Source organism: Actinoplanes derwentensis (genome assembly GCF_900104725.1).
GTDB classification, from domain to species: Bacteria; Actinomycetota; Actinomycetes; order Mycobacteriales; family Micromonosporaceae; genus Actinoplanes; species Actinoplanes derwentensis.
In genome coordinates this window covers 904907-928431 of sequence record NZ_LT629758.1, presented here as the reverse complement: position 1 = coordinate 928431, position 23525 = coordinate 904907, and the positions used below count along the sequence as shown (strand labels likewise).

Annotated in this window: 15 protein-coding genes; 9 read left to right on the top strand and 6 right to left on the bottom strand. The window is 68.4% G+C overall.

Annotation, left to right across the window (positions count from 1 at the left end; genetic code table 11):
- Positions 1-7: 7 nt before the first annotated feature.
- On the bottom strand, positions 8-946 hold the full coding sequence (locus BLU81_RS04100) for a helix-turn-helix domain-containing protein (RefSeq protein WP_092541740.1): 939 nt from the start codon (positions 944-946) through the stop codon (positions 8-10).
- A 71-nt stretch (positions 947-1017) separates the two neighbouring features.
- On the opposite strand from BLU81_RS04100, the gene BLU81_RS04095 reads away from it, so the two are divergent.
- The 9 genes from BLU81_RS04095 (at position 1018) to BLU81_RS04055 (ending at position 9107) form a co-directional block, all read left to right on the top strand.
- Complete coding sequence (locus tag BLU81_RS04095; protein WP_092541739.1) at positions 1018-1923, top strand: saccharopine dehydrogenase family protein; 906 nt, start codon at positions 1018-1020, stop codon at positions 1921-1923.
- A 71-nt stretch (positions 1924-1994) separates the two neighbouring features.
- Positions 1995-2240 carry a hypothetical protein gene (locus BLU81_RS04090; protein ID WP_092541738.1) on the top strand — a complete coding sequence of 82 codons (246 nt, stop codon included), beginning with the start codon at positions 1995-1997 and terminating at the stop codon, positions 2238-2240.
- A 42-nt stretch (positions 2241-2282) separates the two neighbouring features.
- Positions 2283-2870 (top strand): VHL beta domain-containing protein, encoded by a 588-nt coding sequence (locus BLU81_RS04085; protein ID WP_092541737.1) that lies wholly within the window; start codon positions 2283-2285, stop codon positions 2868-2870.
- Positions 2871-2954: 84 nt separating this feature from the next.
- Complete coding sequence (locus BLU81_RS04080; RefSeq protein ID WP_092556568.1) at positions 2955-4520, top strand: serine/threonine protein kinase; 1566 nt, start codon at positions 2955-2957, stop codon at positions 4518-4520.
- A 124-nt stretch (positions 4521-4644) separates the two neighbouring features.
- Entirely contained in the window at positions 4645-5277 is a 633-nt protein-coding gene (locus tag BLU81_RS04075; protein ID WP_092541735.1) for a GTP cyclohydrolase II, read from the top strand.
- A gap of 27 nt (positions 5278-5304) precedes the next feature.
- On the top strand, positions 5305-5874 hold the full coding sequence (locus BLU81_RS04070; protein WP_092541733.1) for a nitroreductase family protein: 570 nt from the start codon (positions 5305-5307) through the stop codon (positions 5872-5874).
- Between the two features lie 101 nt (positions 5875-5975).
- The gene (locus BLU81_RS04065) at positions 5976-6443 is read left to right on the top strand and encodes a deaminase (protein ID WP_092541731.1); all 468 of its coding nucleotides are present in this window, start codon (positions 5976-5978) and stop codon (positions 6441-6443) included.
- Between the two features lie 25 nt (positions 6444-6468).
- Entirely contained in the window at positions 6469-6972 is a 504-nt protein-coding gene (locus BLU81_RS04060; RefSeq protein ID WP_231954123.1) for a MarR family winged helix-turn-helix transcriptional regulator, read from the top strand.
- Positions 6973-7013: 41 nt separating this feature from the next.
- Complete coding sequence (locus tag BLU81_RS04055) at positions 7014-9107, top strand: diguanylate cyclase domain-containing protein (protein WP_092541729.1); 2094 nt, start codon at positions 7014-7016, stop codon at positions 9105-9107.
- Positions 9108-9177: 70 nt separating this feature from the next.
- On the opposite strand, the gene BLU81_RS04050 is transcribed toward BLU81_RS04055, so the two are convergent.
- The 5 genes from BLU81_RS04050 to BLU81_RS04030 form a co-directional block, all read right to left on the bottom strand.
- On the bottom strand, positions 9178-9768 hold the full coding sequence (locus tag BLU81_RS04050) for a hypothetical protein (RefSeq protein WP_092541727.1): 591 nt from the start codon (positions 9766-9768) through the stop codon (positions 9178-9180).
- A 65-nt stretch (positions 9769-9833) separates the two neighbouring features.
- Positions 9834-10289 (bottom strand): hypothetical protein, encoded by a 456-nt coding sequence (locus BLU81_RS04045; protein WP_157751213.1) that lies wholly within the window; start codon positions 10287-10289, stop codon positions 9834-9836.
- Between the two features lie 230 nt (positions 10290-10519).
- The gene (locus BLU81_RS04040; protein ID WP_092541723.1) at positions 10520-11242 is read right to left on the bottom strand and encodes a lysophospholipid acyltransferase family protein; all 723 of its coding nucleotides are present in this window, start codon (positions 11240-11242) and stop codon (positions 10520-10522) included.
- Between the two features lie 260 nt (positions 11243-11502).
- Entirely contained in the window at positions 11503-11934 is a 432-nt protein-coding gene (locus tag BLU81_RS04035) for a DUF4259 domain-containing protein (RefSeq protein WP_092541721.1), read from the bottom strand.
- A 21-nt stretch (positions 11935-11955) separates the two neighbouring features.
- Positions 11956-23493: a LamG-like jellyroll fold domain-containing protein gene (locus BLU81_RS04030; protein WP_172890491.1), complete on the bottom strand. Its 11538-nt coding sequence runs from the start codon at positions 23491-23493 to the stop codon at positions 11956-11958.
- Between the last annotated feature and the right edge of the window lie 32 nt (positions 23494-23525).

Below are 23525 nucleotides of genomic sequence, written 5' to 3'. Positions count from 1 at the left end.
CAGCATGTCAGGCCCCGCGGAACGTGCGGCGATAGGTGTCCGGCGGCACGCCGACGGCCCGGTGAAAGTGCCGGCGCAACGTGGTGGCGGTACCCAGACCGGACGCCCGGGCGATCAGTTCGACGCTGTCCTCGGTGTTCTCCAGCAGTTCCTGGGCGCGGCGCAGGCGCTGCCCGGTCAGCCACTGCAGCGGCGTGGTGCCGGTGACGGCGTGGAAGTGGCGGGCCAGGTTGCGGGAACTCATGTTCGCCTGTTTCGCCAGGTCCTCGACGGTCAACGGCTGGTCCAGGCGCCGCATCACCCAGGGGAAGAGCTCGCCGAACCGGTGATCGTCGCGGGCCGGGACCGGGGTGTTGACGAACTGGGCCTGGCCGCCGGACCGGTGCGGCGGCACGACGAGGCGGCGGGCCACCGCGTTGGCGACGGTGGAGCCATGGTCCCGGCGGATCAGGTGCAGGCAGAGGTCGATGGCGGCGGCCTTACCGGCGGAGGCGAGCACGGTGCCGTTGTCGACGTAGAGGACGTCCGGATCGACCCGCACCCGCGGGAACCGGACGGCGAGTTCGGCGGTGTGCGCCCAGTGGGTGGTGGCGCGTAGCCCGTCCAGGACCCCGGCAGCGGCGAGCACGAACGCGCCGGTGCACAGCGACACCAGACGCGCGCCCGCGTGATGGGCGCCGCGGACGGCGTCGAGCAGCCCGGCGGGCAACGGCGCGTCGATGTCGGCGACCGCCGGGACGATCACGATGTCAGCGCGGGCGAGCCGGTCCAGACCGTCGTCGGGGTCGATCCGGAACCGCCCGGCGCCGACCGGCCCGGCAGCGCAGACGACCAGGTCGTACCAGGGATCGGCCCGGCCGGACGGGTCGTGGGCGAAGACCTCGCAAGCCATCGCGAACTCGAAGTGCAGCATGCCGTCGAGGGCGGCGAGCGCGATGGTGGCCATGTCCGAAACTGTACGGGAGCTGTCGTTCCGGACACTCGTCCGAGCCGGTCAACCCCGTCAGGATCATCACCATGGGTACGGGTAATCGCGTCGCCGTGGTCGGCGCTCAGGGACACACCGGTCGTTTCGTCGTGGACGAGCTGCTCCGGCGGGGTTTCGCGGTGCAGCCGATCGGCCGGGCGGATCCGCTGGACCTGCGGGACGCGGCGGCGGTGATCAACTGTGCGGGGCCGTTCGCGGTGACGGCCGGGCCGGTGATCTCGGCAGCGATCGAGGCCGGGATCCCGTACGTGGACGTGGCCGCCGAGATCGAGGCGATCACCGACACGTTCACCAGGTTCGCCGGAGCCCCGATTCCGGTGGTACCGGCCATGGCGTTCTTCGGTGGGCTGGCCGATCTGCTGGTCTCGGCGGTGACCGGCGGAGCCCCGGTGGACGAGATCGACGTGGCGTACGGGCTGAGCGGCTGGTCCCCCACACCCGGCACCCGCACGGCCGGTGCGGTGTCCCGGGAGCGCCGGGGCGGCCGGCGGGTCCGGTTCACCGGCGGGCGTCTCGACTACTACCGCGACGACCGGGATCTGCCGGTGGTGGAGTGGGACTTCCCGCCGGGTCCGCGTCCGGTGCTGGCGGGGTTCACGATGGCCGAGGTCGTCACCGTGCCCAGTCATCACGAAGTCGGCGAGATCCGCACCTACATGTCCGTTGCTGCGGCCCGCGAGCTGGCCTCGGACGCCGCGCGCGGGGAGCCGGAGACATTCACTGTGGACGTCGTCGTGCGGGCCGGCGGGACCCGGCGGCGGATCTCGGTGAGCGGCCGGGACATCTACGCGGTCAGCGCGCCGCTGGCCGTCGAAGCGGCCGAACGGCTCCTCGACGGACGAAACCGCAGTTCAGGGGTGCTTTCGGCGGGAGCGATGTTCGACGCGCGGGACTTCCTGGACTCGCTCGCCGGGCATCTGCGGCTCGCTCTATAACCTCGGGTATAGGTCAGGATCCGGCCGGCGTCCGATTCGCGGACGGGTTGCCGGCTGGCAGAGTCTCCGCCATGGACATCGAGAACGCCGAAACCCCCGCCGAGACGGCTCCGGTCAGCACCGCCCGCATGTGGATGCGCTACGTGCTCGTGGTGATCGCCGGTCTGCCGCTGGCCGTGGTCAGCCTGCTGCACACGATGGGCCGCACGGACGACTTCGGCGTGCTGGGCGAGTGGTACGTGATGCTCCCGCTGACCCTCGCCGCCGTCTGCGGGTGGCTGTTCGTCGAGAAGGTGATCGACCGGGTCAACCGGTGACCCGCCCTCGGGGACACCCGTCATGATCAATATCCTGGCCGGGTGGAAGAAGACCTGACGCCGCCGGTGGACCCGTACGACCCTCCTCTGGTCGAAGTGGACACCAGCCACCTGCCGGCCGGTGAGCACCTGGAACCCTCGCCGGAGGGCGGCAACCGGCGGCTGGCCCTGGTGGTCATCGCGCTCGCGGCCGTGCTCGGCATCGGTGGGGTGGTGCTGCTCGTCCAGCTCTGGCCGTCCGGCGCGGCGACCCCGTCGGCCGCGGCGATCCCGGCGGCGGCGTCACCGGCGCCCGAGGCGTCACCCGCGCCGTCCGCCTCGGTGGATCCGGACGACGTCGGCACCTGGCCGGACCTGCGGGCCCTGCCCGCCGACCTGGGCTCGTCGCTGCGCAGCGTCGAGGACGGCGCGGACACCCGGATCGGTTTCGTCAACGACGGCGACGAGACCGTCACCCTGTCCTGGATCGACGACGAGGGCGAACAGTCGCCCTACGCGAGTGTCGAACCCGGACAGACCTATGTGCAGAAGACTTTCGCCGGTCATTTCTGGGTGGCGTCCGGGCCGGACGAGACCGTGATCGCGGTGTTCCAAGCGACCGATCAACCCGGCCGGGCCCTGCTGCGCTGACCTGGATCCGGCGGACCACGGTGATCGGCGTACTGGATGTCAGACAGAAGAAATCATCACCCTGTATCTTCCAACCTCGTGTCGATGCCGCTGCTGCCCGGTGACCCGGTCGCCCTGGGCCGGTACCGCGTCCTGTCGCGACTGAGTCAGGGCGGTATGGGTGCCGTCTACCTGGGCATGGAACCCGGCAGCCGGCAGCAGGTCGCGGTCAAGGTGATCCGGCCGGAGTTCGCGAACGACCCGGAGTACCGGGCCCGGTTCCGCAGCGAGGCCCGGCGCGCCCGCGAGGTCCCGTCGTTCTGCACGGCGGCGGTGCTGGACGCCGACCCCGAACACCACACGCCGTACCTGGTCTTCGAGTACATCGAAGGCCCGTCGCTGAGTCAGGTGGTCCGGGAACGCGGGCCGTTGCGCGGGTCCGCACTGCTCAATCTCGGGGTGGGCGCGGCGACGGCGCTGGTGGCGATCCACGGCGCCGGGGTGATCCACCGGGATCTCAAACCCGGCAACGTGCTGCTGACCAGCGGCGGCATCAAGGTGATCGACTTCGGGATCGCCCGGAACACCGATCTGACCAGCGCGCACACCCGCACCAATCAGATGGTCGGCACGGTGTCCTACATGGCGCCGGAACGCTTCGAGTCGGTGCGGGGCACCGACGTGACGGCGGCGGCCGACATCTTCGCCTGGGGTGTGCTGGTCGCCTACGCGGCCACCGGCCACACCCCGTTCGAGAGTGAGTCGCCGACGGCCACGGCCATGCGGATCCTGACGCAGGCACCGGACCTGGCCGGGCTGGACGGGCCGTTACGGCCGCTCGTCGAACGCGCCCTGGAGAAGGATCCGGAGCGGCGCCCGACCGCCCAGCAGATCCTGAACGCCCTGACCAAGGTCCCGGCGCCGGTCACCCAGCGCGCAACGGTCCCGGCGCGCCCGGTCTCCGCGCCGGTGGTCGGGCGGGCCCGGCCGCGATCACCGGTCCGGCGGCGCACTCCGGCGCTGGCGATCGGGGTGGCGGTGGCGGTGGCGCTCGCCGGGCTCGGGACGACCGCTTACCAGCTGATCTCCCGGACGGATCGGAACACCGGGACCGCCGGGACCAGGTCATCGGTCTCGGTGCCGCTCTTCTCCCCCGACCCGCTGCCGAACAAGGGGCTGTACGAGAACGCCGTGCTGAACGGCGAACAGCCTTTCCGGCTGCACGCCGTCGAACAGGGCAAGAACCTGGAGAGCACCTCCGACAGAGCCGTGACTCTGGGCCCCGGCGGATCCCCGCTCGTCATCGATCACGCACTGCAGTTCTCGTACTCCTACGGTCAGCTCTTCCTGATCTTCACCGCACCGGGCAGCCGAAAGGACTGTCTCGGCGTCCGGGAACAGGGCGGCACCACCCTGTACTGGGGGGTGTGCGACATCGACGAGAAAGATGTCATCGACCGGAGCGGGCACAAGGCGTTCGACATCGAGATCGACAACGACCAGATCCTGTTCTTCCTGACCCCGACCGGCGCGAAGAGCGGTGTCCTGCCGACGTACTGGCTCAGCAGCGCCCGCTTCGGCTACGTCTACTGGAACGCCGATCAGAACCGCTTCTCCACGACCAGGGCGACCGGCGCCCAGGCGGTCACCTCGTTCACCCTGGTCGGATAGAACCCCTCGCCCCGGAGCGCAAGGGCGCGGGGCATGATCTTCGACTCACCCCGTTTAGTTGATTCTTCAACATTTGAGGTCGACTCTTGTTGGTGAAGGTTCAACAAAGCTTGGGGGGTACGGGATGACTGCCATGCTCGGCGTGACAGCACAGGTGCGCACGCGGGTGACAGTGCCGTTACGGTTCCCCGACGGGTACTCGACGACGGCCGACGTGTTCACCTTCACCGGCCTGGCCGACGGCCGCGAACACCTCGCCCTCGGGCTCGGTGACTGGCAGAACACCACGTCGCCACTGGTCCGGCCGCACAGCGAATGCCTGACCGGGGACGTCTTCGGCAGCGAGCGCTGCGACTGCGGCCCGCAGCTGCGAGAGGCCGCCGAGCGGATCACCGAGGCCGGTGGGTTCCTGCTCTACCTGCGCCAGGAGGGTCGCGGGATCGGCCTCTACGCCAAACTCGACGCCTACGCGCTGCAGGACAGCGGGCTCGACACCTACCAGGCCAACCTGGCGCTGGGCCGGGGCGAGGACGAACGCGACTACACCGCCGCCGCGCAGATGCTCACCACGCTGGGCGCCGACCGGATCCGGCTGCTCAGCAACAACCCCGACAAGGCCGCGCAGCTCGACGCGCTCGGCATCCGGGTGATCGACCAGGTCCCGACCGGCGTGCACCTGTCCGCCGCCAACGCCCGTTACCTCACCACCAAGCGCGACCACACCGCGCACACCATCGACCTGCCGTCCGCGGCCTGATCCCCTCAGCCAGACTGGAGCACCACCATGAAGACCGCCACCACCACCGCACCCCTGCACCCGCTGCTCACCGAACGCTGGAGCCCCCGCGCGTTCGACAACGGCCACCAGCTCACCCCGGAGCAACTGACCACGCTGCTGGAAGCCGCCCGGTGGGCGCCGAGCGCCTCCAACACCCAGCCGTGGCGGTTCGCCGTCACCGAGCGTGGCACCGAGGCCCACGCCCGGGTCCTCGAAGCCCTCGCCCCCGGTAACCAGACCTGGGCGCACGCCGCGTCCGCCCTGATCATCGCGGCGGCGCAGACGACGGCACCGGACGGCACCGGACGCCCGTGGGCGATCTACGACACCGGCCAGGCGGTCGCGCACCTGTCGGTGCAGGCCCAGCACGACGGCATCGCCGTGCACCAGCTCGGCGGTTTCGACGCCGCACGGATCACCGCACTGCTGGACCAGCCCGGCCTGACGCCGCTGGTGGTCCTCGCCGTCGGGCGGCGTGACGAGTTCGGCGTACTGGCCGAGCCGTTCGCCGCCCGTGAGACGGCCCCGCGTGACCGGCTCCCGGTCACGGACCTGCTCGTCACCGTCGCGGCCTGAGCCGTCGCGGCCCGGGCCGAGGATTCCCTGGCCCAGGCCGAAACCACCGTGGCCCAGGCCTGAACCTCCGGTGCTGCGGGCTTCAACCGATAGGGCACAGCATGAGCAACCCGTATGACGACCACGACTGGCTCGCCGAGGCGATCCAGGAGTCCCTGGAAGCCCCGCCGGTGCCGGACCGGTACGCCGTCGGAGCCGTGATCGTCGATCACGACGGCGTCGTGCTGGCTACCGGCTACACCGGCGAAGGGCATCCGCACCACCACGCCGAGGAGGCCGCCCTGGCCAAACTCGCCGATGCACCCGGGCTCGACCTGTCCCGCGCCACCCTCTACACCTCGCTGGAACCGTGCACCACACGCCGGTCCCGGCCGGCCACGTGCACCCAACTCGTCCTGGACGCCGGCATCCGCCGGGTCGTCCTGGCCTGGCGCGAGCCACTGCTGTTCGCCGACTGCGACGGCGTGGGAACGCTGCGCCGCAACGGCGTCGAGGTCGTCGAGATCCCCGAACTGGCCGCCCAGGTCCGGTCCATCAACGCGCACGTCCTGATCCCGACCAGCGTCTGACACATCGGCAAGCGAGGATGACGTCGTGACCGCAGCACCGCACGCCAGCACCCCGCAGACCGAACCGCAGTGGCTCAGCGCCGCGGAGATGGACACCTGGATGAACCTCGCCCAGGTCCTGATGCTGACGCCCACCGCGCTGGACCGGCAGTTGCGGGAGGAGGCCGGCCTCCCGCACACCCACTACCACATCCTGTCGGCTCTGAGCGGCCAGCCGGACCGGGCCATCCGGATGACCGAACTGGCCCGCCGCGCCGGCACCACCACCACCCGGCTCTCGCACGCGGTCTCCGCCCTGGAACAACGCGGCTGGGTCGGCCGCCGCGCCTGCCGCACCGACAAACGGGGCCAGATCGCGTACCTCACCGACGCCGGACTCGCCGTCCTCGAGGAGGCCGCACCCGGCCATGTCGCCGAGGTCCGCCGCCTGGTCTTCGACCACCTCACCGAGGACGACGTCCGCCGCCTGGGCGCCATCACCGGCAAACTCCTGCCCATCCTGAACGGGAGCCCGAACCCCTCAAGCTGACGGCGCCACCGGCCGAAGGACAAGGAGGGAAGGGGAGATCCTTGTCGGGTGGCAAATGGCTCGCGGTGCAGTACGCCGTCTACGCCGCGGCGATGGCCGGGCTCGTGGCGGTGGCGGTCACCGGTGTCGCCACGGCCGAGATGGTAGCCGGGCCGGCCATGCTCTTCCACGACCTGGTGGCGATCTTCTTCGGGGTACGGGCCTGCCGGCATCCGGGGCTGGCCCGGTCGGTGCGGCCGGCCGTGGTCACGCTCACCGCCGCGGCGGTGCTCACCCTGACCATCTCGCTGACCTTCACCGCCACCGGAACGACGGCGTTTCCACAGCCCGGCGACGTCATGCACCTCGCCACCATGGGGGTCATCTTCGCGGGGCTGCTGCTGGTTCCGTTGCACCGGGCCGGTAAACGGGAGCGCTGGAAGACTCTGCTGGACGCGGGCACGGTGGTTCTCGGCGCGGCGATGGTCCTCTGGTACGTGGCGATCGGCCCGGCCCTGACCAGCGCCACCGCGTCCACCGGGCTGATCCTCGCCGCGGCCTGCTATCCGGTGGCGGACCTGCTCGTGCTGTTCGCCCTCGCCCGGGTACTGCTGCGCGGCACCGGCCGGGTCAGCCGGCGCGCCCTGACCATGATCGGCGGGGCGATCGCCGCGCTGCTGGCCGGAGACGCCTATCTCGGCTGGGCACAGGCGCACATGTCGGTGGTACCCCGGTCGTCGTTCGACTTCGCCTGCTGGCTGACCACGCACTTCCTGTTCGCGGGCGCGATGATCGAACTGTGGCGGCAGGCGGACCAGCCGGTGGCCACCGAGGCTCTGCGGCGGCGTACCGTCGCGGGGAAGTTGCCCTATCTCGGGATCGGTGTCGGCTATGCGCTGATGGCCGCCGCGACACTGCACGAGCGAAACCCCTTCCCCTGGTACGGCCTGGTCCTCGGTGGCATGGGGCTGACCGGCCTGGTGGTTGCCCGGCAACTGCTGGCCCAGTGGGAGAGCACCGAGGCCGCCGAGACGGATCCGCTCACCGGCCTGGCGAACCGGGCCCGCCTGCACGACGAACTGCACGACGCGCTGCGCCGGGCCGCGCGGACCGGCCGGCCGATCGCGGTGCTGCTCATCGACCTGAACGGGTTCAAAGCCGTCAACGACCGGCTCGGGCATCAGGTCGGTGACGGTCTGCTGGTCGCGGTGGCCGGTGCGATGTCCCGGTCGGTGCGCGGTGACGACCTGGTGGGCCGGCTCGGTGGTGACGAGTTCGCGGTGGTGGTGCAGACGGCGTCCGGTGAGCCGGACGCGACCGCGGTGGCCCGCCGGATCCTCGCCGCCATCGCCGGGCCGTTCGTCGTCGGCGACCTGCCGATGAACGCGGCGGCCAGCATCGGGGTCGCGGTCAGCGAACCGGGCGAGACGAACGCCGGCACCCTGCTGCACCGGGCGGACGTGGCGATGTACGACGTCAAGCGCCGCGGTTCCGGCTGGCAGGTGTGGCATCCCGGACTGGGAGCGGCGGTCACCGGCGAAGACGATCTGGCGGGTGAACTCGGGGCGCTGCTGTCCGCGCCGGACGACGGCCGCCTTGCCGTGACGTACCAGCCGATCCGCTCTTCGACCGGGGAGAACGTCGGCGCGGACGCAAACCTGGAGTGGGATCATCCGGTCCGCGGGTTGATCGCCGCGGACGAGCTGCGGGCGCTCGCGGGCCGGATCGGCGCGGCCGGGCGGCTCGCGGACCGGCTGCTGTCGCTGGTCCTCGCCGGTGGCCCGCCGGGTGGCGGATACGTCGTGGTCCGGGTTATCGACGAGCAGCTGCGCCGCCCCGGCTTCGGCACCGAACTGACTGGGCACGACGTGGTGCTGGAGGTCCCGGAGGGCGCGGTCGCCACCCAACAAGATCAACTGACCGGCTTGCGTACGATCGGAGCACGGATCGCGGTCCGGGACTTCGGCACGTCGTTCGCGGCCCTGACCGCCCTCCCCCGGCTGCCCGTCGACTTCCTGCGCCTCGACCCGCCGCCGGATACCGACGATGCCGTCACCTCGGCGCTGCTCCAACTCACCCGCAGTCTCGGCCTGACCGTCCTGCTCGGCGACCTGGAGGTTCCGGCCGCCACACGTCCGGCGGTCCAGTCGGTCTGACGGGTGGTTCGATCGGATAAGGGCCCCGGCCACATTCCAGCCGGCCAGGGCCCTTATCTCAGTGCGTGAATCAGGGCGTGGTGGTCGTGGTGGGCGTGGTGTCGGGGTTGAACGAGGCCGTCGATCCGGTCACCGCGTCGCGCGTCGCCTCGAACTTGACCTCGAACTTGGTCGGGTACGTCTTGCCCTGGCAGGTCTCGGTGGCGCTCGACTTGAGCGTGACAGCCTTACGCAGGGTGACCACGATCGACAGGCCGTTCTTGACCACGACCGGGTTGCTGGCGCCCGGGGTGTAGGTCGCGACCTCGAAGGCACTGTTGCAGACGTCGTCCGCGGCGGTCGGCGCGACGGGTTTGATGTAGAGAACCTTGCCCTGGACGGTGTTGCTGCTCGGGTTCGTCAGGCTGATCTTGACGTCGCCGGCCTCCCCCGGCAGCAGGCGCAGGTTGCTGCCGTCGGTCGGGTAGGTGCCGTTCGGGGCCGGGCGGCCGAGCCATTCGCCGGAGACGGTCAGCGGTGCGAACGACTCCGCCGAGGTGGTGCCGGTCGGGCTCGCGACGGCGATCTGGTTGAAAGCCGCGAAGGCCACCCCGCCGACGACCAGGGCGGCGGTACCGACTCCGGCACCGATGACGGCAAGGCGCTTCTTGGAGCGTGACATGTTCGTTCTCCTGAATGTGGGTGTGCGCGTGGCGTCCCGGTGGATGCGGCGCGCGCGAAATCGGGTTATTCGTCCGGTGTGCTGGTCGGGGATGCGCTGACGGGCGCCTCGACCGGCTCGGCGGGTTCGGTGGTCTTCGGGACCTCGCCGGGTTTCCCGGGTTCGGCCGCCGAGGTCGTCTCCGACCCCGGCTCTGGCTCGACATCGGGAACCTTCGGCTCGGGGACGGCCCGCGACGGCGAGGCGGTGACCCGGGATGACGCTCCAGGGCCGGCCTCGTTCCGGACCGGCGCGGCGCTCGCCGCCGGGCTGACCTCCGTGGCGACACCGGTTCCGGCCTCCGTGACGACGCCGGTTTCGACACGGACCGTGACATTCGTCGTGGAGACCCACGACGGTGCCGTCATCTCCGCGAACGCGATGCCGCCGGCACTCGCCAGCCCGGCAGGGACGAAACCGCAGAGGCCGACGACCATGAAGGCCCGCAGCTTTCGGTTCCGGCGACGCGTGACAGCAGGCATACCTGTTCCTCGAAGACTGGCGGAATTGTTTCCCTCGAACCGGCGGGATCCGCTGGCCGGAAAGAACTTAACCCGGGACAGTCATTTCGCGCAGTCACACAGAAGCGGTAGTCCAAGCGGAGGTGCAAATCTTTAGATCGCCGGATTACATGCAGGCCGGAGCACCTGCGAGAAGGATTCTCGGCTCGCGAAACTGTTTTCTTTTCACCTTTTCAGGGCTTCCGGAATCGTCAGGAACCCTTTTCCAGGGCGGTCTCGATGCGCTGCCGGGCCGCGTCCCGCAGGGCGTTGACGTCCGGGTAGTCCGACGGGCTCAGCGGGGCGAGGACCTCGACCCGGGCCGTGACCTGCTCGCGGAGCACCAGGCCGTGCTTGGGCAGGGCACGCCCGGTGCCGTGGACGGCGATCGGGAAAACCGGGACGCCATGGCGTACGGCCAGGTCGAAGGCTCCGTTCTTGAACGCCTGCAAGGTACCGTCAGCGGAGCGGCTGCCCTCCGGGAACAACAGCACCGGCGAGCCCTGTTCGAGCAGTTCACCGCAGCGCGCCATCATCCGGCGCACCAATTCGCCGCGGCCGCGCACCAGCGGCACATAGCCGTTGAGCCGCATGTTCCAGCCGATCACCGGCACCTTGAAGATCTCCGACTTCGAGACCCATTTGTACGGCCGGAAAAGGTCGAACAGCACGAGAATGTCGATCAGCGAGGCGTGGTTGGCCACCAGGACCGCCGCACCCCGCCACGGCAGGAGTTGCCGTCCGGTGGTGCGCAGCCGCCAGAGCGGGTTCATCCGGACGTAGCAGACCGCCCACGCCGACGAGTAGAGGTGCAGAACCACCTTGCGCCGGTCGAAGGGCGCGGTGACCACCCAGATCAGCAGAGCACCGGCAAAGAAGAACGGGCAGGTGACGACGATGACCGTCCAGTACAGGAACGACAACAACCGGAGCATGCCGCGAATCTAGCCGCTCACGGCGTCCTTGACCGCGATCGGCTCCCGGGTCGTGCCCGGCACGTCCAGCAGCGCCAGCGCATCCCATTCTCCAGGGCCACACCACGGGCTACGGCCTTGTCGCCCACCGCTACTCACCGGAGCCGACGAGGCAGCCCATCCTGGTGCACCACGTCAGCCTGACATGACCCACCCGGCCGACCCATCATCGATGTCGGCATCCGGCATCCCCATGGTCTGGTTAGCCACCAACGATGGCATCAATGAAACCCCTGCAACACCTCGACTGCTGCACGAAATGCATCAACAGCCTCCGGCTCCGGATCATCGCTGTCGAACCACGTGTCGTACCAATCATTACCCGGCACGGCCATAGCAAACAAAGATTTCAGCGCCAACGCAACGAGCGTCTGGTCGACACCGGGGATCATCGATTTGATAAATCGACCCGTCTCCTGCTCCTCCACCAATCGCTCAAGACCACCAGGAACACTAATCGCTACCAGATTAGCCGCCGCAACGACGTCCTCGGGAAATAGATCCACGCTTTCCCCCGCCGCTAAGCGCAGACCTTCATCCAACATTTCACGGATGAACTCAGCACGAGCACCGGGCTCTTCAGAAGCAGCAAGATCAAGAAGGTCAGCGGCCGAATCATTACCGAACGGCCCTGGATTCCAGGTTCCCAACACGACTCCCGAATGAACCTAGTTCTAAAGATTAGGCGGCAAGTACTTCTTCCCGATTTTAGCTTTCGGTAGCTGGCCAGCACTCTTGAATCCACCAACATAATCCGGGGTGTGCCGCCCATTGGCCTTCTCAGGATACTTCTGGTTGACCAAGATTATACCGGCCTCTAGAAGTTCATCCATTCGGTCCTGTTCACCAGCCCGGGTGTCGTCACGGCTTCCCCTCCTGGCAAAAACAAGCGGGTAGTCCACCCAAGTCACATTTTCGATGTCTTTACGGCCATATTCAGCCCTGGAAACCGCATGATTCGGGTTCAGAAGCGAATCGTTTACTCGATCACGCATGCTGGTATGAGAAGAACCAACGTATTTCTTGCCGTCCTTGAGGTGAATCGTATACACACCCGGCCCGTCCGGCACTCCGTAGTCGTTGCCAAGGTGATCAGTCTCCGCATCACAGTCGTTGTTGTGTACGAGGACCGGGCCATTGCCTGCGACAACGTAGTACGTGTGGATGTCGTCGACGGTGAGGTCGCGCATCACCTTGGCGTCGGTGAAGTTGCGGACCGCTGTTACGTACTGGATTTCGCCGTTCGGGCCCACCAGCGTGGATTCGCCGGCGACCAGCTCGGCCGCGTCGACCCACTCGCCGGTGGTGACATCCCAGAACGGGTGGTGTGCGGTGGTCTCCAGGACCGTCGAAAGGACCTCTGTGGAAGCCGGTTCCTCGGTGGGGCCTCGGGTACTGCGGCCGCCTCTGCCCTCGCTCACCGTCTTCGCGTCGTCGTCCGTGGCCGGAGCAGTCGACACCGTGACGTCGGTCAGCTCGTAGTCGCGGTTGGCGTGCAGCAGCGTCACCGCCCGCGCGCCTTCCTCCCCCGTCACCGGGTCCTTGGCGGCCACCTCGTCGCCGATCGAGATGTCGGCGATCCGGCGGGTGGTTCCGTCGGCCATCAGGACCAGGGTGTCCGGGTCGAAGCTGTGCTTCCGCGACGGCACCGGGCAACCGACCTCAGCCACAGCGTCGCTGCCCAGGTCGATCAGGTTGCTTCGCCGTTCCTGGGCGGCGCGGCGCGGCTGCTGGTTGTTCTGCGCCTTTGTCTCTTGGGGCTTGGCGTTTGTCGGCTTGTCCTGGGACTTCGCCTTTGTGCGCGGGGCCGGCTTCTTCGCCTGCTGGGACGGGGCCGGTTTGCGCTCTTCCCTGGCCTTCTGGCGTTGGGCCTGCTGTTTCTTCTTCTCCTCGACCTTCTTGGTCGGCGGTTTGGTCTTCTTCTTCGGCGGCTTGGGGCGCTTCGGGACCTTCGACATCACGTCGGCCAGATGTTTGCGGGCCTGGCTGAGCAGCGTCTGGGACTGGCGCATCGCGGTGGTGGCGGCGTCGACGATGCGGCGCCACGTCCGGTAGCCGTCCATGGCTCGGTTGATCGACTTGACGAACGTACCGAACATCTTGATGCCCTTGATCGGGCCAGCGAAGTTCATCGCCAGATCAACACAGTCCATCAGGCTGCCTTGCAGGCAACCCATCACGGAGTAGTAGCCGATCATGTCGAGGAGCATGCCGATGCCGACCTGGAGCAGGATGTCCAGCAGCGGTGTCTGGCTCTCCCGTTCGGCGCGCTGGTATTCGGCTTCCTGCCGGCCGATCTCGGCGCCGGTCGCCTTCATCTCCCGGTCGCGCGTCTCCATCGCCTGGTTGTAGAGATCCAGGGCGGCCTGGTATTTGCGCAGCTCACACGCGTAGTCGTAGGTACCGCACTTGCCGTCGACGGCGTTGCCGGTGGTGTCGGTGTTGGTGACCGGGTTGCCTTCGGCGTACGCGAACCGGTTGCTCGCCCCCGAGTTGGGGGTGGGGTTGTTGTTCGCGGTGTCGCGGGTGTCGAAGGCGCCGGTCTCCGGGTCGTACCAGCGCGACCACATGTTGACCTTGCCGGTGCCCTGGTCGGTCCACTCCTGCTGGTAGCCGAGTTTGCCGACCATGCCCCCGCTGGCCAGGACCTTGCCCCACGGGTCGTACGACACCGAGCCGGTCAGCGTGCTGCCGGTGCTGGTGAACTCGCCGACCACGTCGGTGTGGATGTCGGTCCAGGAGTACCGCTGGTTGGTGCCGGAGGTGACACCGACGAGCTGATCGGAGGTGTCCCGGACGTACTTGTCGACACCGTCGGAGGCCAGATCGTTGCCGAGGCCGGTGTACGCGAAGTTCGGCTGGATCACCCGGCCCAGGCCGTCGTACGAGTATCGGCTGGTCCCGCCGGTCTTGGTGCCCTGCGAGACGACCTGGTTGAACGCGTCGGTGACCGTGTCGACCTGCTGCCCACCGGTCACCGTCTTGGACAGGGTGCCCCGGGCGGTGTACTCGTACGTGCTGCCGGCCGTGTCGGACACCAGCTGGTTGCGCTGGTCGTAGACGAAGGTCGTACCACCGGCCTGGATCCGGTTACCGGAGTCGTCGTAGGCGTACAGCACCGGGTTGGTGCCGTTGTCCCACTGGGTCAGGCGCCCGGCCCAGTCGTACGAGTACTTGTTGGTCGACGCCCCGTTGAAGCCGGTGGTGGTCTTCTGCGCGAGGGTGTCGTCGACGTTCCAGGCGTAGGCGATCTTGCCGACCGCGGCGCCCGCCGACGTCTTGACCTCGTCGCTGGTCAGCTGGTGCAGGGTGTTGTAGCCGAAGGTACGAGTGCTCGATCCCCCGTACTTGATGCTCTGCACCTGGTTGAGGTTGGTGTAGGTGTACGCCAGGGACGTCGTGCCGTTCGTCAACGTCGACAGACGGCCCTTGTCGTAGCCGTAGGCCGTCGTCCCGGCCGCATCGCTGCGCGACGCCACGGCGCCGTCCGCGTTGTACGTGTAGGACGAGTTACCGGAGACCCCGGTGATGGAGCGGACCAGACCACGGTCGTCGTACGTGATCTCGTTCGCGCCCGCCGCACCGGTGAACGACGTCATCCGCCCGGCCTGGTCGTACGCGTACTTCCGATCCGCCGTGGCCACCTGGGCGCCGGTGCCGGAGCTGGTGGTGACCCGGCCCATCACGTCGTACTCGGACGTGAGGGAGACCCCACCGGGCGAGTCCAGGCGCACCATCCGGCCGCCCACGTCGTAGGTCGACGTGAAGGTCCGGTCGGTCCCGTTCGAGGCGGTGGCCGGTTCGATCTGACTCTCCGGCAGACCCCACGCGTTGTACGTGGTGGCGAAGACGTTGCCGCGGCCGTCTTTGAAACTGGTCCGGTTGCCGGCGGCGTCGTACCCGAACGACGTCTTGATCGTGTGACCGTTCTTGACCGGCTCATACTGCTCGGTCAGCTGTCCGAGCACGTCGTACACGAACTCGGTCTCGTGCTTGTCCGCGACGTTGCTGTAGGCGTTGCTGGCCCGGATCGGGTTGCCGGCGACGTCGTAGGTCTGCGTCCGGGTGCGCAACGGGGTGGTACCACCGGCGGCGTACTCGGAGGAGCTGACGGTACGCCCGGCGAAGTCGTAGGCGACGGTGGCGAAGGTGTTGTCGGCGGCGATCGTCTTCACCGGCCGGCCGGCGCCGTCGTACTCCGTCTTCGTGGTGTTGCCCGCGGCGTCGACCACCGAGAGCTGCTCGCCGACGCTGTTGTAGGTGGCCGTGGTGACCAGGGCGGAGGGCGATGTGATGGAGATCGGCCACGGTTTGTCGCCGTACCCGTACGAGGTGATGTAGGACTTGCCGTCCTGGCGCACCTCGGCGGTGCTGTTCAGGGTCCGGCCCAGGAAGTCGTAGGTCGTGGAGACCTTCGCGCCCTTCGGGTCGGTGTACGACAGCAGGTCACCGTTGTCGGCGTAGGTGTAGGTACTCACGCCGTCGTCCGGCGCTACCACCTTGGTGGTACGGCCGAGGCTGTCGTACTCGTACGCCGTCTCGGCCCCGTACGGGTCAGTGGTCCGCAGGATCTGACCGACCGCGTTGTACTCGATCGTCTTCGTGGCGGTCAGGGTCTCGTTCTCGGTACCCGGAAGCAGGTAGGTCGGGGACTTCGACTGCACCATCCGGCCGACACCGTCGTAGTCGTTGACGGTCACGTTGCCGTTGCGGTCCAGCTGGTCGGTCACCTCGCCGAAGGTGTTGTAACCGACCTTGGTGTACGGCCGCCGGGCAATCGTCTCCCCGTCGGGCTTGACCAGCGGCAACAAGGTCGTGACCGGGCGGCCGACCTCGTCGTACTCGATGGTGGTGGTGTTGCCCTTCGGGTTGGTGACACCGGCGACCGAACCGTCCGTCAACAGGCGGTAGGTGGTCCGGCTCACCCGGGCGTCGGCGGCCGGCTGCGCACCGGTGCCGATCTCGGTGATCTGGGCCGCGGTGAGGGCCTTCTGGTAGGTACGGACGTCGTCGATCTGCCCGGCGAAGGCACCGCCGACGGTCAGATCGGTGGCCCGGTTGTTGAACGGGTTGGTGGTCGAGATCGTCGCCTTGACCGTGCCGTTGACGTACAGCTGAGCGGTTCGGGTCGCCGGGTTGACGACTACGGCCAGGTGCTCCCAGCCGGTGCCGACCGTTCCGGTGGACGCGAACGCCGTCGGCAGTTCGGGAGTCGAGCCGTCGGCGACGTCCCGGACCGCCATCTTCATCTGCCAGGACTGGGTGTCCTTGTGGAAGAAGACCGACAGCGCCGGTTTGCCGATGTCACCACCCATCGTGATCACCGGCCGGTCGGCCGTGGCGGAGGTGATCTTGGCTAGGGCGCTGACGGTGTAGGGCCGCTCGGTGTCGACCGCCGGCTGCCCGGCGATCGAGCCCGCCGAGCCGTCGAACGTCGCCGACCCCGCCGTCAGGGTGACCGCCCCGGTCACGGTGCCGGTGTTGTTGCCGGTGGCGTCGGCGGCCGTGGTTCCGGACGTCTCGTCCAGCTTCCACCGCAGGGTCGGGGTCAGAGCGCTCGACAGATAGGTGGTCTGCTGCTGAATCCGGCCGAGCCGGTCGTACATGCTGTCGGACTCGGCGAGCAGCGTGCCGCCCGAGTTGAGCCTGGTGGTGACCACGTCGTCGCCGGTGGAGTAGGCGAAGCTGGTGGTCCGGGTGGCGGTGGCCTTGCCGGACTCGCTCACCTCGACGGCGGCGGTGGTGTTCCGGCCGGCCACGTCGTAGGTGTAGCCGGTCTTGGTCTCACCGTTGTTGGTGACCTGGCTGGTCACCTTGCCGGTGGCGTCGTACGTGTTGCGCTCCAGCACGTGCGCGCTCGTGCCGGCCTTACGCGTGACGGTGAGGAGCAGGTTGTTGTCGGTGTACGTGAACTCGTTGCGTGCCCCGCTGGCGTCGGTCTCCGAGGCCAGCCGGCCGGCCGGGTCGTAGGCCAGCGCCCGGACGGTGATCTCCCGTTCACCGTCGTCGACGATCGTCGCCAGCTCGTTGCCGGCCGCGTCGAACCTGGTCACGACGGCGGTGCCGTCCGGGTGCTCCTGCCGGATCACCCGGCCGTACCCGTCGTACTTCAGCTTGGTGGTGTTGTTGTTCTGGTCGGTCTCGGAGGTCCGCATCCCGTTGTCGTCGTAGCCGTAGCTGACGGTGCGCGGATCGTCGCCACCGGCAATGGAGTCGGTGACCGTCTCGGACAGCAACTGGCCGTCGTCGTCGTACGTCAGGGTGGTGAGCGGGCTGTGCTTCGTCCCGGTGACCTTGTTCTCGAACTCCGGGGTGCGCACCGTCACGACCCGGTCCATCCGGTCATGGGTGTAGGTGGTCACCGCCGGGGCGACATCGTTCAGGGAGTCACCGGCCTCGGTCTCGGTGATCGTGCGCCCGAGCCCGTCGTACGTGTACTCGGTGGCGGCGCCCGCCGGATCGATCGTCTTCGCGATGTCACCGTTGGGGTGGTACAGGATCGTCTGCACACCACCGTCGGGCTTGACGACCCGCCACGGCAGCCCCGGTTTGGTGGCGATGCCGTCGGCGGCGCCGTCCTTCGAGCCGGTCTTGGTGTAGCTGACCGTGGTGCTCCGGCCGAGCGGGTCGACTTCGCTGATCCGGTTGCCGTTCGTGTCGTACGCGTACGTCGTCAGGTACCGGTTGTCGGTGATCGACGTCGACCCGGGACCACGCTGGGCGATCACCTTGTCGTTACGGACGTCGGCCGGGGCGTCCTTGTCCAGCCAGTAGCTGGAGTACGAGGTGGAACAGTTGCCCGCCGACCGGTCCTGGCAGGTCGTCACCGAGACCACGTTGCCGCGCTCGTCGTGCTCGTTGACGGTCATGTTGCCGTTGGCGTCGGTGACCGTGCGCAGGTTGCCCTTACCGCCGTAGCCGTACCGGGTCACGTTCTGCAGGGCGTCCACGTCGGCGACCTTGCGACCGTGGATCAGGTCGTTGACGACCCGGGTGGTGGCGCCGTCCGGGCCCTCGATGGCGTAGCCGACCTCGCCGGCCGACTTCCCGGACGCCGCGTCCCGGGCCCGGAACTGGTAGGACGCCTGGCTCGCGTCGATCGGCGAGCGGTAGGTGGCCACCTCGCCGACGGTCCCCTTGAAGTAGCTGGTGACATCCTGGTCGAGGTAGTAGAAGTTGCCGGAGGCGTCTTCCGCGTAGCCGGCCCCGAGGGTGTACTGCAGCGTCTGGTCGGCGACGCCCATCGGCTGGTGGCTGGTCGACGACTGCGCCAGTTCACCGTCGACGTACAGCGACTGGGTGGTCCCGTCGGTGGTCAGCACGGCGTGGTGCCACTTGCCGTCGTTGACCTTCCCCTTGCTGGTCAGCGACGGCAGCCAGGTCTGCGCGGAGCTGGCGTTGCAGTCGAACAGCGTGAGGACCTTCCCGTCCGTCGTGGACGTCCCGGGGTTGTCGATGCACTTGTCGAAGGCGTTGAAGTTGCGGAGCCCGCCGGAATCGGCCTGCCAGTGCTGGGATGTGCTGTTGTTGCAGGTCCACAGGGTCAGTTCGGTGCTGTTGGCGGTGCCGCCGCCGTACGGGGTGATGCATTTGCCGAACGCCTGGACGGTGAACGTCGTGGCGAGCGCGCCCGTCGGGACGATGCTCCAGTTCTGCGCGGCGGATCCGTCACAGGTCCGGATCTCGACCTTCGTGCCGTTGGCGGAACTGTCGCCGGCGAGGTCGATGCACTTGCCCTTGACACCGATGGAGTTGATCGGCCCGGTCGGCACCGCGTTCGGCGCCAAACCGCGGAGCTTGCCGTCCGTGGTGATCCACAGGGTCGGGAAGTGGTGGCGGAGCGTGGACGTCAGGCTGCTGGCCTTCGGGCCGAGCAGCGGCTGCCGGGCGCCGGTCGTGCTGAACCAGAGTGAGATCGAGCTGGTGCCGGCCTTGGCCGCGTCGGTGGCGGACGGCGGCGCCAGCCCCGGTGGAAGCGCGAGGTACGAGGTGGTGCCGTTGAAGGTGCCCGCCTTACCCGCGTCCCCGAACGGACCGTTCACGGCACCGAGCCCGACCACGTTGTAGGCGGCGTCCTGCCCGTTGACCTGGTTCACCGCCGTGCTGCCGCTGCTCTCGGCCATCCGCCAGTAGTTCGTCGGCGCGCCACCGAGCACGGCGCTCTCGTACACCTTGGTGGTCTTGGAGATCTCCGGGGCCTTCGGCGTCCAGACCGAGCCGTTGCCGTCGGTGACCTGGGTGACCCGGCTGGTCCGGGCGTCGTAGCTGATCTTCGCGCCGGACTTCCCGGACGGCTTGGTCACCGCGGTCAGCAGCGGGACCGCCGGGTGCTTGCCGGCCTCCGCGAGGTACTTCGCCGTCGCCGCGTTGATCGAGTTGTCGAAGAGGGCCGCCTCGGCGACGACTCCGGTGAAGTAGTCGCGGGTGCCCCTGTTGCTGGTCGTGTTCGGATGCGGCTGGTTCGGCCAGCCACCACCGACGAAACCCTTGCCGAGGTACGACGACTGAGCGCTCATGTCCTGGACGACGATGCCGTCCTCACGGGCGACCTCGGCGCCGTCCAGGTACAGCTCCTGCTTGTTGCCCGAGGCGGACAGCAGGACGTGGTGCCACTTGCCGTCGCGCACGCTGACACCGGAGTCCAGTGCGCTGTGCACCCGCGGCACGAAGGTCTGCTGCGCCCTGGGTGTACTGGTGGCGCAGGCCTCCGTGTGCATGAACGGCATGTACTCCTCGACCTCATCGGCGAGGTCGGGATCGGCTGCGGCGGCGGCCGCCACACCGGCGACGGCGGGCACGGGAGGTGTCAGTGTCGGGTAGCCGGCCTGCATGCACTGGTACATGAGGTTGCTGACGATCTGCCCGTTCGCCCGTACGTCCCAGTTCTGCGCCTCGTTGTTGGTGGAGCAGGTGGTGCTGGCCAGCACCTTGGAGGTGATGATCCGGGTCTCCGAGACGGTGGCCTGCATGCAGCGGGTGACACCACTCGTGGTCACCCGGATCTGGCCGTTGCTCATCCAGGTGAACAGCTGAGCAGCCACGCCGGTGCAGGTCTCGGTGATGAAACCGGTGTCACCGTCGAAGGTGAGGCACTTCCCGTCGGACGTCACGGTCAGGGTGGTCGGCGTGTTCCGTTTGAGGGCCTTCGGGAAGCCGCCCATCAGGTGACCGTCGGATCCCACGTACAACGTCGGGTTGTAGGCGGTGTTGGTGTTGCCCGCGGTCGAGTCCTGCTTCTCCTGGGACTGCCCGTAGAGGACACCGGTGTCGGTTCCGTCGGCCTTGACCCACATGCTGATCGCCTGGTTCGACCAGTCACCGGACATCTTGGCGGGCAGCAGCACCTGGGAGTTGGTGCCGTTGAAACCGGCCGCGGTGGAGGTCGTTCCGGCCAGCGGGCCCGGCACACCGAGGGACACCCCGGTGCTGTACGTGCCGACGTCGGCGCCGCCGTTGCTGACCGTGCTGCTCTCGGCCCGGGTTCCGGTGGTCTCGTTGAGCCGCCAGTACGAGTGCGGCCGGGCGTCGACGACCGCGTTCTGGTAGAGCGATCCGGTGGCGTCGTATGAGTATTCGTGGCACTTCGCCGAGCCGGTCGGCGGACAGACCTTGGTCAGGCTGCCGCCGGTGTACTGGTAGGTCCAGACGTTCGCGGAACCCGGGTCGCCGACGACGGCCTGGTCGGTTCTCACCTGTTTCACCCGTGCGGGCGTGGTGGTGGTCCACTCCATCGTGAGGGTCCGGCCGGACGCGGCCTCGATCGCCGTCGGCAGGCCACCGGCGTAGTGGATCTTCTGGATCCGCCCGCCGCCGTCGGTGACGCTGACCAGCCGCAGCGTGGTGTCGGTGGCCGCGCCGAGGAACTCGTAGGCGGTGCCGTCCTTCTCGGTCAACCGGTAGCCACGGATGGTCCCGGAGGTGATCGGGATCAGGGTGGTGGCCTTGCCGGCCGGCGAGGACCAGGTCCCGTTGTCGTTGCCGAAGGCCAGCTCACGCCCGGTCGGGTAGGTGACCACGACGGTGTTGAGAATGGTCGAGCCGCTGACCGCGACCGGCTTCTCGGTGATCCGCGCGTCGAGCAGGCTGGACCACCCGGCGCCGAAGGCCTGATCGGTACGGTGGTCGGTGCTGTTGTACGACCGGACGATCTCCAGCGGCGGGCCGACGGTGGTGACCATCGCGTCCCGGACGGTGGTGGTGTAGTTGCCGATCACCGGGTCGAAGCCCTGCTCGGAGTTCTGCGACAGCCCAGAGGTGATCGGTGGCTGCGGCACCGGCGTGGACAGCGCGTTCTTGATCAGGTACTTCTCGTTGTTCAGCAGACCGTCAGTGATCTTGACGGTCCAGTAGTAGGTCTCGTTCCACTTCAGCTTGCCTGCCGGTACGGTCCAGGACGGCTTGGCGGTGGGATCGCCCGAGTCGGCGAGGACGGTCTTGCCGTCCTTGTCGTAGACCACGAACTTGTACGTCAGGGTCTTCGGCCAGTTGTCGGGATCGACGGCGTCCGCGATCAGCTCCGGCGTCAGCGTCGCCGTCGTCGCCCCGTACGCCGGGTACTGCTCGTTGACCTGCGGCTCGGCGTTGTCGTCGTAGGTCAGTTCGAGGTAGGGGTCGTAATCCGCGCCGCCGTAGTTGGCCGAGGTGAACCGCTTGAACCCGGCGGAGTTGGTCTCCGACGCGGTCAGCGCCAGGCCGAAGTTCGGGAAGTCCTTGCTGGACCACCCTTGAAAGACGTCCACCGGCAGCGACACCGCGCGCCGCGCGCCCTTGGACGGGTCACTGCCGGTGTTCTCACAGGCCGGCTTGTTGTTCCCGATCACCCACGCGGCGATCGGCGCCGAGTAGGTGGGCCCGGAGGCGAGCGTGCCGCCCGCCTCCACGATCGCCCCGACCGTCCAGGTCTTGGTGATCCGGCGGACGTAGACCGGCATCTCATTGGTGCAGTTGTACGACCAGGAGTGCCACAGGCCGAGCTTCGCGGACTTGATCTGGGTGCCCATCAACCCGTCGTTGTCGAACTCGTCGAAGTGGATGAACGAGCGAGACCGGGTGTCACCACCGTTCCATGTGCCGACCACCAGGTCGTCGCCGTTGTGGTTCGTGGTGGTGGTGCTGTTGTCGGTGAACACGTCACCGGAGTCCCTGGTCTCCAAGGTGGGGTCGACCCGGACCGGGTACTGACGTGCCGGGTCGTTGAGCCAGTTCGCGTCGGCGGTCACCTTGAGCGCCGGGCCGCCGTCGGCGGTCACCAGCTCGTAGTGCACCTCGGACGACTCGGCCGAGGCACCCGACTGCGGGTCGACCTTCGAGTCCTCCATGTAACCGAGCGGCACCCGCATCGCCACCGTGCCGTCGGCGGTGACCAGGTCGAGGGAGCCGTCGGCCTGCTTCTTCGCGGTGAGGCCGTCCATCTTCAGCGGGAACAGCCACTCGTTCCCGGCGGCCGGCGACTTGAGGATGATGGTCTCTTTCAGACCGTCGTTCAGCGACCGCAGCTCCAGGTCGGTGCCGGGCAGGATCTCCGGGTACGTCGCGGTCTGGCCGTCCACCACCGCCTGCACCGGGGCAGCGCCGGCCAGGTTCCAGGACAGGGTGTGGCCGGACGCCGTGGTCACCGAGGCGAGCGACTCGTCGGCGGAGGCGAGAGCGGCACTGCGGGCAGCCACGGCGGGGGCGCCGGCTCCCGTCGCGCCGAGGCTCACGTCGATGGAGTTCGGGCCGGCTTCGAGGCGGTCGCCGCGCTTGGTGAGGTTCGGGTCGATCGGCTGGTACGAGCCGTCCGCGGCCTTGAAGTTGACCCGGGACTCGTAGACGCGCCGGGTGAACGAGCCGTCCGCGTTCTCGTACTCGGTGTAGGTCGCCGTGGACTTCTCCGGCAGCCGCTCGCTGAGCTTCTCGTCGAAGCTGTTCTCGTCACCGGGCCGCGGCGCGGTGGTGAACGGCTTGGACTCCGGCCGGACCGGCGGCTCCGGGTCCACGATGCCGGCTTTGCGGCCGGCCTTCTGGCCCGCGCCGACATTCGCGCCGGTCTCCGCCGATGACACGTAGTGATCGGTGTCGGCCGGATCACCGAAGACCTTCTGCACCGGTGCGCCGACCACGTCGGCGAGCGCCGGCGCCTGCCGCAGGACGGCCAGCAGACCAGACACCGGCCAGCCACCGTTGTCCGGAATCACCTCCGGCGGCACGCCCAACGACAGGCCGACGGTCAATGCAGTGAAGACAGCAATCCGCCGCCTCATAG